A 14,268-nucleotide genomic window follows, 5' to 3' on the forward strand; every position below is an offset into this window, starting at 1 on the left:
ACATAACTATAAAGAGAATGTTTCTCATTTACATGGTGTAGGGAAACGACAAGGAGAGAATCATGTCTATCAAAAAAGTTGGCGTAGTTGGCGCAGGAACAATGGGCCAGGGTATTGCTGAAATGTTGGCCTCTAATGGGCTGGACGTTCATTTAATCGAGATTTCGGAAGAACGATTGACATATGGCAGGCAAATGATCGAACTTAGCCTGGATAAACAAATCGAGAAATGGGCTTTGACACAGGCGGAGAAGAAGCTGATTATGAATCGTATTCATATGACATTGTCTTATAATGCACTGGCCGAATGCGAGCTTGTCATTGAGACGGTTACCGAGGACTTGGAAAGCAAGAAGGCTGTCATTAGCCAAATAGACGACATTTGCGGCGCTGATGTTATTTTGGCGAGCAATACGTCGACGCTCAGCTTGACGGAGCTGGCTAGTGCATCTGCACATCCGGAACGGGTGATTGGGCTTCATTTCATCTATCCGGTACTCAAAATCGATTTGGTGGAAATTGTTCGTGGCCTTAAAACGAGCGAGGATACCTTTACGAGCACGAAACATTTCGTTGAAGAAATTATTCATAAAAAAGGCGTCATGGTATTTGAATCTCCCGGATTCGTAACCTCCCGCCTTATTTGCTTGTTCATAAACGAAGCTCTGCACGTATTGGAGGAAGGCGTTGCTTCTGCGGAAGACATCGATAGCGCGATGCGTATCGGCTATTCCTTCCAGCACGGTCCTTTCGAGATGGCAGACCGCTTCGGCCTCGATTCGGTGCTTGCTGCACTGGACCGCATGTTCCGCGAATATGGCGAGCTCAAATACCGCCCTTCCATCGTCTTGAAAAAAATGGTGCGTGCTGGCCAACTGGGTGCGAAAACAGGCGTTGGCTTTTTCAAATATGACAAGGATGGGGATCGGATCTAATGAAAGTACTCGTTATTAATGCAGGAAGCTCTTCTCTAAAATATCAGCTTTATGACATGCGCGATGAATCGGTGCTGGCAAGCGGCCGAGTTGAACGGATCGGCATGGATTCCTCTATCGTAACGCATGAACCAGCAGACAAGCCGGAAGTGCGCGATGTGAGCGAAATTTTGGACCATGTGACGGCAGTTAAAAAGGTTATCGACATGCTGACTCATCCGGATCATGGCGCAGTTGCGACAATGGATGAAATTGAGGCGGTTGGACATCGCGTTGTGCATGGCGGGGAAGTATTCAACAGCTCTACGCTTGTTACACCGGAAGTTAAGCTTGAAATTCGCCGCTTGTTTGATCTTGCGCCGCTGCATAATCCAGCCCATATGATGGGGATTACGGCGGTTGAGGCGAATATGCCGGGCGTTCCACAGGCTGTTGTATTCGATACAGCGTTCCACCAGTCGATGCCGAATACCTCTTACCTATATCCGATCCCGCAGGTACTCTACCGTCGCCACAAGGTACGCCGCTACGGCTTCCACGGCACATCGCACCAATATGTGAGCCAACAAGGCGCAGAGCTGCTTGGAAAGCCGCTGGAGTCGCTTAAAATGGTTACAGCGCATATTGGCAACGGCGCAAGCTGCACGGCGATTTTGGATGGCAAATCGTTTGATACGAGCATGGGCATGACCCCGCTTGAAGGTTTAATGATGGGTACGCGCAGCGGCGACCTTGACCCGGCGATCGTTCCTTTCGTCATGAATAAAGAAGAGCTGACGCTTAGCGAAGTTAATTCCATGCTGAATAAGCATAGCGGCATGCTGGCGATTTCAGGCATCAGCAGCGACATGCGCGAAGTAACGGAAGCGATGGAGGAAGGCGACCGCAATGCGAAGCTAGCTTTTGATATGTACACGTATCGCGTTCGCAAATATATTGGTGCTTACGCAGCTGCGATGAACGGCATTGACGTCCTGCTGTTTACAGCAGGCGTTGGCGAAAACTCTTCGGCGCTTCGCAAAGCGGTATGCGACGGCATCACTTTCCTTGGCATTGAGCTGGATGAAGAGAAAAATGCAACGCGCAGCAAGGAAGCGCGGGTTATTTCGACAGAGGCTTCGCGCGTGAAGGTGCTGGTTGTTCCTACGAATGAAGAGCTCTTGATCGCTCGCGATACGTATACACTGGTACAAGCACAGGCTGCTGGAGAAACAAGCGTTTAAAGAAAGCAGGTTTAACGGAAAGGCGGGCAAGCAGTGAGCAATGATGACATCTGGAAAGCTTACTCGCGCGGTATGGCGGCTGTAATGGAGGAGGGCGGAGTGCATATTTACGCCGTGCTGCTACGTTCTTATCGGCAGCTTGGGCTGACGGATAGCGAGCTGCTGCTGCTGCTGCAGCTCAAGGCATTTCGGGAAACGGAGGAAAATGGTTTCCCGACGCCAGACGAGCTGGCGGAGCGTATGGGCGCAAGCGAGCGCAGCATTGTAGAGCAGCTTGGGAAGCTTATGAAAGAAGGCTTCCTAGCGATAGATGAGCACTTGGACTCCCAAACAGGCATCCAATCCGAGCAGTATAACTGGAGCGGCTGGCTGCTAAAGGCAGCGGAATGGGCAGCTCTGGAAAAACGCGAGTCGAAAAAAGCGGAGAAAGCGCAGCGCCAGCCGGTGCAGCGCGTTGCAAATCCGGTGAATCTGTTTAATATTTTTGAACAGGAGTTTGGCCGGCTGCTATCCCCCATTGAATGCGAGACCATTAGCGGGTGGATGGACGAGGATAAATATGCGGAAGAGCTTATTCGCTTCGCCCTTAAGGAAGCGGTATTTGCCGGGAAGCTAAGCTTCCGCTACATTGACCGCATCTTAATCGAGTGGAGCCGCAATCGTGTAACGAACGAGGATGAAGCTCGTGCCCATGCGCAGCGTTTTCGCGGCGGCAGGGGATAAGCGCAGGGAGCGGCTGTTTATTTATGCAAGTGAAGTGAATCCATAGATCAATACGTATTTCGGTTTGAAAATAGCCACGGCCGTCATCCTTTACAGGGTGGCGGTCGTTTTTTTTAGGCTTATTAGTTGTTGGCTAATTATGAACCATCAGGTTTTCAGCTGCTGTATGTACGAGAGGTAGGAACTACGCTAGTGAAAAGCGAATTTAAGGAATAACATGATTATAGGAGATGAGCAATGTATGCAGCTTACAAACAAAATTGGAGTAATTGTCGATAGCTTTGGCGTCGGCGTAAGCGAAGGCTTGCGACGGGCAAAGGACGTTGGAGCGGAGGGTGTGCAAATATATGCTGTGGATGGAGAAATGGACCCTGCTGTACTGACAGGAGTCAAACGCAAGCAGCTCAAGGACGAAATTGCCCAGCTAGGGCTTGAAATATCGGCGTTATGCGGCGATTTAGGTGGACATGGTTTTCAGGACAAAAGGGCCAATCCGTTAAAAATCGAAAAATCCAAACGCATTCTGGATTTAGCGGTTGAGCTAGGGACAAACATTGTCACGACCCATATTGGCATCGTACCGGACGATCCGAATAGCGAAGTGTATGCGTCCATGCAGCAGGCGTGCGAGGAGCTGGCGAATTATGCAACTAGCCAACAGGCGTATTTTGCGATTGAGACGGGGCCGGAAACAGCGGCGCATCTGAAGGCATTCCTGGATACGCTAGGCTCGCGGGGCGTCTCGGTTAATTTTGATCCGGCGAATATGGTCATGGTTACTGGAGATGATCCTGTGAATGGGCTGTACCTCCTAAGGGATTATGTTGTGCATACGCATGTGAAGGATGGCGTCCGCCACCGTGTTGTGGACCCCCGGCAAGTATATGGAGCGCTAGGCTATGAAAAAATGGACCATGGGCAAATTGCGCAAATGGTGACCGAAGGCCCGGACTTTTCAGAGCTGCCCCTTGGCGAGGGCCGCGTAAATTTTGATGCTTATTTTAAGATGATTCAGTCGATCGGGTATCAGGGCTATTTGACGATTGAGCGCGAGGTTGGTACGCAGCCTGAGGAGGATATTCGCAAAGCTGTCGAGTTTATTAAACGATACCGCTAACGAGATGCAAATAAGCCTGATGACACGCAGGCCACCAACTATTCTTCATCATCAAACCTGTCTCTCCAGTTGTGAGAAAAAAATAAAGTCATAGACTGAAGTATTTGATCTGATGCGGTTTTCGTCTTAGAAAATCGTCAGCCCTTGAAAAATCAGTTTTAGATTGAGCTATTAATAGAGTCAACGAAGAGAATCGAACCAGAAAATAAAGTATTAGAATATAGGCATGAGCTTGGGTTACGCCGCAGTTCCAATCTACAACTTTATTTTCCGATTTTAATACCTTTTTTCTTTTGACAACAGATGATTTAATTTATATTCATTAAGCTTTATCCATTTTTATGGCGACTTTATGATTGAGTACATCGGAAAGTGATTCAGTCGACCCAATATCCAGCTTGCTCTGTTATCCTGGTCTTTAGCTCGAAGCGGCTGACTCCTTCCCCGATTTGTGAACGCTACCTTGTTCAAGACTTGAATAAATCCACTCTTAGGTGGCTCAAGCTGCTGAAGAAATGATGGATTTTATTACGCTCCGTCCAAATTTAGACCACCACATTCCATTTAGATTCCTTTTCTGTTATAATTTTGTAAAATCATGAGGAGGGGAAAGTAATTGAACAAAAACAAACTATTTTTGTGGAGCTGTATTTTTCCGCTTTCTTCAATTTTTTGGAGCCAACTTTATCAAGATGGGTATCGAATATTTAAATTGGGATTTCCATTTAATTTTATTACGTATCATGGTTTAGAGGCTCCTGCTTACAACATTCTCATTTTTAAAAATTTCTTTACTTTAACGTCATTTAGATTAGATATATATATATTATGTGTCTTAGCAACCTACTTTTGTCTCATTTTATTAATTAAAATGATAAACCGAATCAAATCTCCCACAACATGATTGTCAACAGATATTGGTAAATTAAAAAACGATCACACCTCAAAATTGAGTTGTGATCGTTTTTTTTAATATAGACGTAAACTAACATTCCATTCATCGTTCATTGTAGCTAGTATATATGTGTCTACCGCCTAAGCAAGAAGAAAAATTCGAAACACTTGTAAAGTAGGGATTACCGTTGGAATGAGAGTAGCTATAATCGTATGCAACATTACAAGTAATAGTTAATGCAGTGCCTCGCTTTATTCAATCTAAGAAATGGAGGCCAATTCATGGAGTAGCAGAATCATTTCGTACAGTCTTGAAATAAAAAAAGAGGCCCCCTGCTAAATGCAAGGGTCCTCTTATGGCCGCTTAATTTCGCGGTGGTTTGATTAAACGGTCTACAATTTGGGTCAGTGTTCTGCTCTGCCGGAGGGGTAACAAAAAAATAGATTGAACGCAAAACAACGCCATGATATAATCGATAGCGTCATTGACAATGCATATAAAGGATGTATCCAATTTTATTCCCACTTTAATTGTACATCTGGAACTTTGATTTGTCAATGCTCTTTTTTATCCCGGAAAAACGGAAAAAGGAGTGTTCACGAGAATGGATACGAAGGATTGGCGGCAAGAACAGGAGAGACTGGAATGGATCAGGAACAAGCTGCAGACGAGGATCGCTGAATTGGAGCCGGAGGTTGCCGGGCTGCGCGATCAAGCTGCGGACATCCGCAAGCGGTTTTGGGAAGAGGTTACGATCAACACAAGCACGCAAGAAGATTTCGAAGAAACCTTCTACACGATTAACCAGCAGTCCGCAGTATTGGCCGAACGGGAGCGGGGCCGCAAGCTATTGGCGCAGCAATGGGACAGCATGAAACGTCTGCATCCCTCTCCTTATTTCGGACGCCTCGACTTTCAGGAGGATGGTCTAGGCTTCAGCGAGCAAATCTATATTGGCGTATCTTCCTTCATTGACGATGACGGTTTGAGCTTTCTGATTTATGACTGGCGTACGCCCATCGCGAGCCTTTACTACGACTACCCCCCCGGCTTGGCGTCTTATGTCACGCCAGCCGGACAAATCGAAGGGACGATGGAGCTCAAGCGACAGTTTCAGATTCAAAGCGGACAAATCTGCAACATGTTTGACGCGAGCGAAACGATCGGAGACGAATTGCTGCAGCAAGTGCTCGGCAAAGGGGCGGACTCGCAAATGAAGAGTATCGTGGCCACCATACAGAGGGAACAAAACATCATCATTCGCAATGAAAAAAGCCGGATGCTTATCGTACAGGGCGCGGCCGGCAGCGGCAAAACATCAGCGGCATTGCAGCGAGTGGCGTATTTGCTGTACAAACATCGCCAGTCGATCAAGGCCGATCAAATCGTTCTTTTTTCGCCGAATCCGATGTTTACCAGTTATATCTCCACTGTCCTACCGGAGCTTGGTGAAGAGAACATACAGCAGACGACCTTTCAAGAATATCTCGACTATTGGTTAGGTTCTTCGTTACGTCCGGAGGATGCCTTTGATCAAATTGAATATGTACTGACCGCACAAGGGGGGCCGGGGTATGAAGCTCGACTTCAGGGGATCGAATATAAAGCTTCCGAAGTTTTCCTTCAAGCCCTGAAGGACTATGGCATATGGTTGGGACAAAAAGGAATGCGATTCAACGGTATCCGGTTTCGGGAACGCGATCTGATTGCCGCAGAGCGAATAAAAGCGAAATTTTACGAATATGACCATTCTCAGCCGTTGCTCAATCGTATCGAACTTTTACAGGAATGGCTGCTGAACGAACTGGCTTTGCTGGAACGTAAGGAGCGGGAAGCGCCATGGGTAGAGGAAGAGATGAATTATCTCGATGCCGAGCAGTACGCGGAAGTTTTCGGAATGCTGCACAAAGATAAGGAAGTATTCGACATTGCAGAACAATATGCCGTAGTCCGCGAGAAAATAAGCAACAAGCTCCGCGAAGATGAAGGCGACTTTGACTTCGCCACAAGGGAGGAGGAGCTGCTCCGCCGAAAAATCGTGAAAGAATGCTTTAAACCGCTAAGGAAAATGGTGAAGAAGCTCTCGTTCGTAGATATGAAAGGCATATATGGCCAACTGTTTGTTGACGAAGCCGCTTATCAAGAAATAACGAACGGGGCTGTCGTCCCGCCGCTGTGGCCTGAAATATGCAGGCAAACGCAGGAATCGCTGCTTCGCAATGAGCTATTCTACGAGGATGCGACTCCATATTTGTATGTAAAAGAACTGATCGAAGGCGTCCGGACGAACAAGGAAATCCGTTATGTGTTCGTAGACGAGGGTCAGGATTATTCGCCGTTTCAATATGAATATTTAAAAAAGCTGTTTCCACGTGCTCGAATGACGGTGCTCGGTGATTTTGGGCAAGCGATCTTTATGCAGGCTACAAGTTTGTCCGCATCCGACTCGCCGCTGGTCCGCCTTTATGGCGAAGCCGAAACAAGCCTTGTCTGCCTTGTACGCAGTTATCGTTCAACTAGGGAAATAGTTGAATTTACGAGATTGATGCTTCCAGGCGGGGAAGAAATTGCTCCTTTTGAAAGGCGAGGCCACAAGCCCCTTCTGACGAGAATGGCTAGCGGTGAGAAGCGTGATTCGCAAATAATGGCAGACATCGCGGCGCTCAGGGCCGAGGGCTTCGATTCCATCGCCGTCATTACGAAGACCGCAGCCGAAAGCCGGGAGGCTCATGACTCGTTGCGGATATTTGGAGACGCAGCACTGCAGCTCATTACGAAGGAGACGCTGGGCTTTGAAAAAGGAGTGATGGTCATTCCCGTGTATCTGGCCAAGGGTGTCGAGTTCGATGCAGTTTTGATCTATGATGCTTCGCCCGAAGCATACGGACAGGAAAACGAACGCAAGCTTCTTTATACGGCTTGTACGCGGGCCATGCATCGGCTTCACCTTTATACGACGGGCAATTGGTCGCCGTTCATGCAGTCATTGCCTGCGAATTTGTATGAGGTAGCAGCAAATTGATGGATCGGGGCAGACGTGTTATAAACCTGGCAAATGTGAATTGCTTAAAGCAATAGAACTGTGTATAATTATTCATTATAAATAATAAATATGCATAGTAAGGGAGAGCTTTATGACATATAAGGTATTTGTTGACGGACAAGAAGGCACGACAGGCTTGAAGATTTTTGAGTATCTGTCTAAGGTGCCGGACATTGAAGTTCTCAGAATTGACACCGACAAAAGGAAAAATCCTGAAGAACGAAGCAAATTCCTTAATAGTGCAGATATCGTATTTCTTTGTCTGCCCGATTCGGCAGCCAAAGAGTCAATTGAGCTTATGAAAAATAACAAAACAAGAATCATTAATACCAGCACTGCTTTTAGAACGGATAAAAGCTGGGTCTATGGTCTGCCTGAGTTGAAAAATCAAAGAGAACTCATACAATCCGCATCGAGAGTCTCCGTTCCAGGCTGTCATGCAACTGGCTTTATTCTTACGATTAGACCGTTAATTGAAGCAGGCATTCTTCCAGAAGATTACCCTGTAACGTGTTATTCCTTGACTGGCTACTCCGGAGCTGGCAAAAGCGGAATAGAGGAATATGAGAATTCAGTATTAGCAGCTGAAAGAAAGCTCCATGTTCCAAGGCATTATGCGCTGCAGCATAATCATAAGCATATCCCTGAGATGTTGATGTATTCAGGACTTTTATCTGAACCATTATTCACGCCCATCAAAGCTAATTATGCACAAGGACTCGCGATGTCAGTCCCCTTAATTAGCAGGATTTTGTCCAAAAACGCTTCTGCAAAAGAGGTACATGAAGCATTGTCCGCGTATTTTGCATCGGAGCGTTTTGTACATGTCATGCCGTACGATTCAGAAGCAAGCCTTGATGAAGGTCACTTCATGATTTCGGAGTGCAATAACACGAACCGATTGGAAATTTTTGTTTTTGGACAAAAGGGCAAGGTGAATATGATTTCAAGGTACGATAATTTAGGAAAAGGTGCATCAGGGGCTGCAGTGCAAAATATGAATCTCATGCTTGGATTGGATGAAGGGAATAGCTTGGTGAACTAATTTCGTTTAGGCAAAATTTTTTTTGCTGTCGAATAATGTTATTTCAATAAAAATGCGGTGGTCCAGCTGTTTTGTTGTTTGAATAGGTCAACCAGAGATTACTGGTTGGCCTATTTTTTCGTCCATGGCAACCGATTTTTCTTATAGTCGGGCAGGTCTAATCGTTTATTATAATTGTACAAGTGCTATTTCCAATTGTAGCTATTGCAATTTTGGAGCATTTCGGTGAAATGCGTAAGCGTGGCATCATCCCACTGAGAAATGCTGGCATAGAAGGCGGATTCTTTTTCCTTCAGAGCTTCTAAGGTTCGTTCCCGTCCTAGCTCAGTTAAACATAAGCGCACGCCGCGGCGATCTTCAGGAGCCGTTTCACTTTGTACGTAGTGGAGCCCCTTTAGCTGGTTGACCTGACGGCTGACGGTGCTGCGGTCCATAGCTGTTGCTTCAGCTAATGCAGTGGCGCTAGTTGCCCCATAGGAAAGAAGCCACCGTACCATTAAAAAAGCGGCGAGCTTGCAATGCAGTCTAGGCTGTGGAAAGAGACTCAGCAATTGCTGAAGCAAAAGGAAGGGATATAAATAACGGGCCAAAGCCGTATATTAGGACTGTTCCGATTTTACCGCAAAAAGCATGACCGCAGCGCTCTCCAAACGCTCAACGAAGATGGAGTAGCGGCGCGACTGAAGCCAGCTTTGTAGCTCATGCAAGCGGAAAGGCTCAATAGCCGCAGCAGTTGGCTGCTTGGCAGCGGCAAATTTTGTTGAGCCTGCTTCTGCTTCGCTATCCTTGCTAATATCGATAATGGCCATTCGTCCTCCAGGCAGCAAAATACGATCCATCTCAGCCAAAGCGAGCAGCTGCTGGGAATCATTCAAATGATGCATTGCAAAGCTGCAAGCGATGAAGGCGCATACTCGATCCGGCAGCGGCAGGGTGAGCAGGTTGCCGAGCTTCGCATCCACATGCGGCAAACGCCGGCGCAAAATGCTCAGCATTTGCGCCGATTGCTCAATAGCTGTTAAGCGTACACCCGCTTCTGCGAGCTTGACAGACAGATTGCCAGTTCCCGCTCCAAGCTCGGCGCCGTACTCGCCTGCAACCGGATCAATCCATTCCAGCATCTTCATTAACGCTTGTTCATAGCTGGAGGGAGTCAGCACCTTTGCCAATACAGCCATTGGGGCAGCCTCGCCATGCTCCAGCGCTAGACGATCATAATCCCAGCGATCATTCCAACTGCTTCGCTGGGAGCGGGAATGCTTCATCTTTTCCGCTGCATCCTCAGCAGCGCCAAGCTCGGGCCTTGCTTGGTCCCGCCATTTGGCTATCGTACCATCAAGCGCCTGCAGCTTTTGCCCCGCTGCGACCCATTCCTCATAGAGGAGAGCCCGCGCACGATCGGCTAATCGCAGAAAATCATCAGGCTGGCGTGCCGTTTGCAGCACCTCGCCAATGGCAGCCAGCGGCATGCCAAGCTCGCGGAGCGCAATAATCCATCGCAGCCGCTCTATATCTTCCTCGCCATACAGGCGATAGCCGTTTTCGCGCGCTTTCGTGGGCGTAACAAGACCTTTTTCCTCATAAAATCGCAGCGTACGCGGAGTTGTATCCAGCAGCCGTGCAGCTTCAAAAACTTTCACCGTCATCCCTCCTTTACTAAGCATGAACCTTTCCCTAACGTAAAGGTCAAGCTTTTGTTAATTGCTCATTCCTTTTACAGCTGGTAACCCGGTAACCCCTTGAAAAAAAGCCGCCTCCGCACGGGTGTGCATCGAGACAGCTCTTAGTCGTAAATATTAGTATGATCCTTAATATAGCCTACCGTTGTAACAGCGCTTTATTTGCGGCCGTTCAACAGCTCCCAGCGATACACGTATTCAAAAATGAACTCAAACGCCTCCAAATGGCGCTTCGCTTCAAACGGGGTCGCTCCCCAAGCATAAATGCCGTGCTTGCGCAGCAAAATGCCGGGAATTTCGGGCTGCAGGCGCTCCGTCACTTCAGGAACGATTTGCGGAATGTTGGCGAAGTTGGACACAATCGGAATGTCGATATGCGCTTCCTCGTCCCAAATATTGAACGCCTTAATTAATTCTACGCCGTCAACCGGCACGGATTTGCGATCCCAGAACCATTCCGAGATGACGCTGTTAAAGACGGTATGCACATGAAAAATAGCACCTGCGCCCGTCTGGCGGTAAATTTCGCAGTGGATCAGCGTTTCCGCCGAAGGCTTCAGCTTAGTCGCTTCGACTGCTTTGCCTTCTTTATCAACGAATAGGTAGTCTTCCGGTGTATGAACCGTCTTATCCTTGCCGCTTGCCGTAATGGCAAAATGGAACTGCTCGGGGTCGAAATCCCCTACGCGCACGGACAGATTGCCGCTTGTGCCAGGGAACCAGCCGCGCGAGGCGAACAGCTCCTTTACTTCACGCAGATCAGCGAGCGCCTTCTGCTTCTGCTCGGTTGTAATTTGCTCAAATGTCATTTCGATTCATCCTTTCCCTTGTCAAGCACGCGAATAATATCATGGAACGTCTCATATTCGGAATGAGGCAGGCCAAGCTCCTGGCATTTCGTCGTCAGGTGCGAGCGGGAAAATACAGTATCCGCCAGCTTTGCGCCTTCAAAGTCCGTCACGCTGTCGCCAATGACAATACGTTCATATTGCTCAGCGGGGAAGCCGCGCATAATCGTCGTTTTGCACATGCCGCATTCATTGCTGCATTGTCCGTCGCAGGGATGCGGCCATGTAATTTCAATATTAGCACCGCTAAAATCGTGGCCATTGCAATAAATATGATCCTGTGGAATATCGAATGGCTCAAGCACCGGATAGACGAAAAAGTCAATGCCGCCGCTTGTCACGTAAAATTCAATATCATTTTTCCGGCAGTAGGAGAGGAACTCGCCAAACCCTTCGCGAATGAGCGCATTCGTAATGCCGAAATGGACAACTTCTTTTTGCATAGAAGAAGGGAGGAGGCGGAACAGCTTGCCTACCCCTTCACGAATGGATATTTGCTGTGAAATCGTCTGCTCCACAATCGGCTCCCAGCCCGGCGGGTTAAAATGGCGGATAATCGCAATAATATTATCGTTTACCGTAATCGTTCCGTCGAAATCGCAGAACACGATGCGTTTTTTTGCTGCTGTCATTCTTTAATCCCCCAAGCGTCAATAGCCGCTTGCAGCGCTTCGCCGCCAGGAGCTGCGGCAGCATCGCGCAGATGAATGCCATTCATCGCTGCATCAATCGCGAGGCGGAAGGCTTGTCCGCCAGCAGCGGTGCCCATCGGATGGCCATGAATGCCTCCGCCAGCGTTGACGACTACATCGGTGCCGAAGTCGCGCAAAATAAGCGGCACGAGACCCGGATGAATGCCAGCGGATGGAACAGGGAAGCTGGTGAGCAGCTCGCTGGATGGGGCAAGCAGCGCTTCCTTGACGGCGAGATTTTCTTCCTTCGGCATGACGACCGAGCCGTAAGGAGAAGGGAACAGCACGAGATCAGCTCCCGCAAGGCGCATAAGCTTGCCCAGAAGCACGGAAGCGCCAATGCCATAGTGCGGCGAAGGATACATCGCGCCTGCCATAGCCGGATGGGCAGCTATCGGTACGCTGATCGACGGATCTTTGCTCAGCTCATGCAGCACATCGTAGCCGTAAGCCAGCACATTAAAGAGCAGGGCGTTAGCTCCAGCAGCAATCGCTTTGCGCGCCTGCGAAGCAAGCTGCGAAGTAGGGCCTGTCAAATTGACGGCATACAGCAGCTTTTGGCCCGTTTCCTGCTGGGCGCGCTCGGCAGCTTCCATACAAGCCTCAACGCGTTTTTCCAGCGGGGTCAGCGGATTTTCAAACAGAATTTCATCGTCTTTAATCAGATCAACGCCGCCAAGCGCCTGCTTATAAAACTGCTCCTGCAAGTTCGCCAGATCATGGCCGACAACAGATTTGAAGATGCTCATCAGCAGCGGACGCTCCTGTACGCCGAGCAGGCCGCGAACGCCCTGCAAGCCAAACTTCGGACCCGGAAAAGCAGAGCCGAACGACTGTGAAACTTCAATATCAATCAGTTTAATGCGTCCGTCCATCGACAGCTTGCCGAAAATCGTAACGAGCAGGGCAGGGATATCGCGGCTGAAATTGATATCTGGATAGGCGATGCGAATATCAGCGTAGCGATTGCCTTCTCCACCTTCATGCACCTCAACGGACAATACTTTGCCGAGATGCTTCTCCATTTCGGATTTGCGCGCTTCCGGCAAATCAGTCCAGCTTCCAACCGTCAGGCCGACGGCAATGGATAACGCCTTTTTATCAAAATCCGCTTTATCGTCAAAGCTGCGGTAGGTAGCAATGCAAAATTCACTCATTATTTCAAGCTCCTTTCAATATCGGCTCCGATTTCGGCTGCGCGTTCGGCGGAACGCTTCATGCCGCTGGCAATTGTCTCAGCCAAACCCTGCTTGCTCATCAGCTCAAGCGCTGCTTGCGTCGTCCCATTCGGGGACGTCACTTTGCGGCGCAATTCGGCAGGCTCCTCGCCAGTTGCACGGACCATTTCCGCAGCTCCAAGCACAGTCTGCGTAACAAGCGCCTTGGCAGCCGTTTCGCTAAGGCCCATTGCCTTCGCTGCATCAATCATCGATTCCATAAAATAATACACATAAGCCGGACCGCTGCCTGATACGCCTGTAATGGCGTCTTGATAGTTCTCCTCAACGACGGAGGTGATGCCGACGGATTGGAAAATAGCTTCCGCCAGCTGCTGCTGCTCCTTCGTCACCGCTTCGGAATAACTGATGCCTGTAGCACCGAGCCCGATCGTGCAGGACGTATTCGGCATCGTGCGTACGATAGGCAGCTTGCGGCCAAGAAGCAGCTCGATCGACGAAATCGATAGTCCGGCAATGACCGAAATAATAAGCTGATGCTCCGAAATAAAAGGCTTAATGCCTGCAATAGCTTCGGCCGCATCTTTTGGCTTCATAGCGAGAAAAATAATATCGGCTTCCTTCAGAAAAGCTTCGTTCGAGGAGCCTTGCAAAATCGTTTGAATGCCATATAGGCTGTTAAGCTCGTTCAAACGATCGGCATTTTGCCGGTTGAGCATTGCAATGCGTCCCGGCTGCGTCAGCTTCTGATTAATCATGCCGCGGGCGATGGCTTCCGCCATGGAGCCTGCGCCGTAGAAAGCGATTTGCAGCGATTGAATGCGATCAATCGTTTTGGTGTCTGTATCTATTGGCATAACGGTTTCCTCCAGTATTTGAAATTATAAAGT

The 14,268-nt window shown here is 48.6% G+C and carries 12 protein-coding genes; 6 read left to right on the forward strand and 6 right to left on the reverse strand.

Annotated features, from left to right (window positions below; all coding sequences use genetic code 11):
• The first annotated feature begins 62 nt into the window (after positions 1-62).
• The 6 genes from BBD42_RS22620 (at position 63) to argC (ending at position 8,981) form a co-directional block, all read left to right on the forward strand.
• Positions 63-935 (forward strand): 3-hydroxyacyl-CoA dehydrogenase family protein, encoded by an 873-nt coding sequence (locus BBD42_RS22620; RefSeq protein WP_099519971.1) that lies wholly within the window; start codon positions 63-65, stop codon positions 933-935.
• Positions 935-2,158 carry an acetate/propionate family kinase gene (locus BBD42_RS22625; RefSeq protein WP_099519972.1) on the forward strand — a complete coding sequence of 408 codons (1,224 nt, stop codon included), beginning with the start codon at positions 935-937 and terminating at the stop codon, positions 2,156-2,158. Before BBD42_RS22620 ends, BBD42_RS22625 begins: the two co-directional genes overlap by 1 nt.
• Positions 2,159-2,191: 33 nt before the next feature.
• Positions 2,192-2,881, forward strand: coding sequence for a DnaD domain protein (locus tag BBD42_RS22630; RefSeq protein ID WP_081418557.1), 690 nt, complete (start codon positions 2,192-2,194; stop codon positions 2,879-2,881).
• A 241-nt stretch (positions 2,882-3,122) separates the two neighbouring features.
• Positions 3,123-3,998, forward strand: a complete 876-nt coding sequence (locus BBD42_RS22635) for a sugar phosphate isomerase/epimerase family protein (protein ID WP_099519973.1) — start codon at positions 3,123-3,125, stop codon at positions 3,996-3,998.
• Positions 3,999-5,497: 1,499 nt separating this feature from the next.
• Complete coding sequence (gene helD / locus BBD42_RS22645) at positions 5,498-7,915, forward strand: RNA polymerase recycling motor HelD (RefSeq protein WP_099519975.1); 2,418 nt, start codon at positions 5,498-5,500, stop codon at positions 7,913-7,915.
• Positions 7,916-8,027: 112 nt separating this feature from the next.
• On the forward strand, positions 8,028-8,981 hold the full coding sequence (gene argC, locus BBD42_RS22650) for an N-acetyl-gamma-glutamyl-phosphate reductase (protein WP_099519976.1): 954 nt from the start codon (positions 8,028-8,030) through the stop codon (positions 8,979-8,981).
• A gap of 185 nt (positions 8,982-9,166) precedes the next feature.
• Here the strand turns inward: argC and BBD42_RS22655 are convergent, their stop codons facing one another.
• From BBD42_RS22655 to proC, 6 genes are all read right to left on the reverse strand, one after another.
• Positions 9,167-9,478 carry a MarR family winged helix-turn-helix transcriptional regulator gene (locus BBD42_RS22655; RefSeq protein ID WP_099521756.1) on the reverse strand — a complete coding sequence of 104 codons (312 nt, stop codon included), beginning with the start codon at positions 9,476-9,478 and terminating at the stop codon, positions 9,167-9,169.
• 102 nt (positions 9,479-9,580) lie between these two features.
• Positions 9,581-10,621, reverse strand: a complete 1,041-nt coding sequence (locus BBD42_RS22660; protein WP_172455589.1) for a MerR family transcriptional regulator — start codon at positions 10,619-10,621, stop codon at positions 9,581-9,583.
• Positions 10,622-10,818: 197 nt separating this feature from the next.
• Positions 10,819-11,469: a methylthioribulose 1-phosphate dehydratase gene (mtnB, locus tag BBD42_RS22665; protein ID WP_099519978.1), complete on the reverse strand. Its 651-nt coding sequence runs from the start codon at positions 11,467-11,469 to the stop codon at positions 10,819-10,821.
• Entirely contained in the window at positions 11,466-12,140 is a 675-nt protein-coding gene (locus BBD42_RS22670) for a 2-hydroxy-3-keto-5-methylthiopentenyl-1-phosphate phosphatase (protein ID WP_099519979.1), read from the reverse strand. The genes mtnB and BBD42_RS22670 overlap by 4 nt, the downstream gene beginning before the upstream one ends.
• A complete protein-coding gene (locus tag BBD42_RS22675) occupies positions 12,137-13,357 on the reverse strand; it encodes a 2,3-diketo-5-methylthiopentyl-1-phosphate enolase (RefSeq protein ID WP_099519980.1) in 1,221 nt (406 codons plus the stop codon). The genes BBD42_RS22670 and BBD42_RS22675 overlap by 4 nt, the downstream gene beginning before the upstream one ends.
• Positions 13,357-14,235: a pyrroline-5-carboxylate reductase gene (gene proC / locus BBD42_RS22680; protein ID WP_099519981.1), complete on the reverse strand. Its 879-nt coding sequence runs from the start codon at positions 14,233-14,235 to the stop codon at positions 13,357-13,359. The genes BBD42_RS22675 and proC overlap by 1 nt, the downstream gene beginning before the upstream one ends.
• Between the last annotated feature and the right edge of the window lie 33 nt (positions 14,236-14,268).

Origin of the sequence: Paenibacillus sp. BIHB 4019, from assembly GCF_002741035.1 — a bacterium.
GTDB lineage: Bacteria > Bacillota > Bacilli > Paenibacillales > Paenibacillaceae > Pristimantibacillus.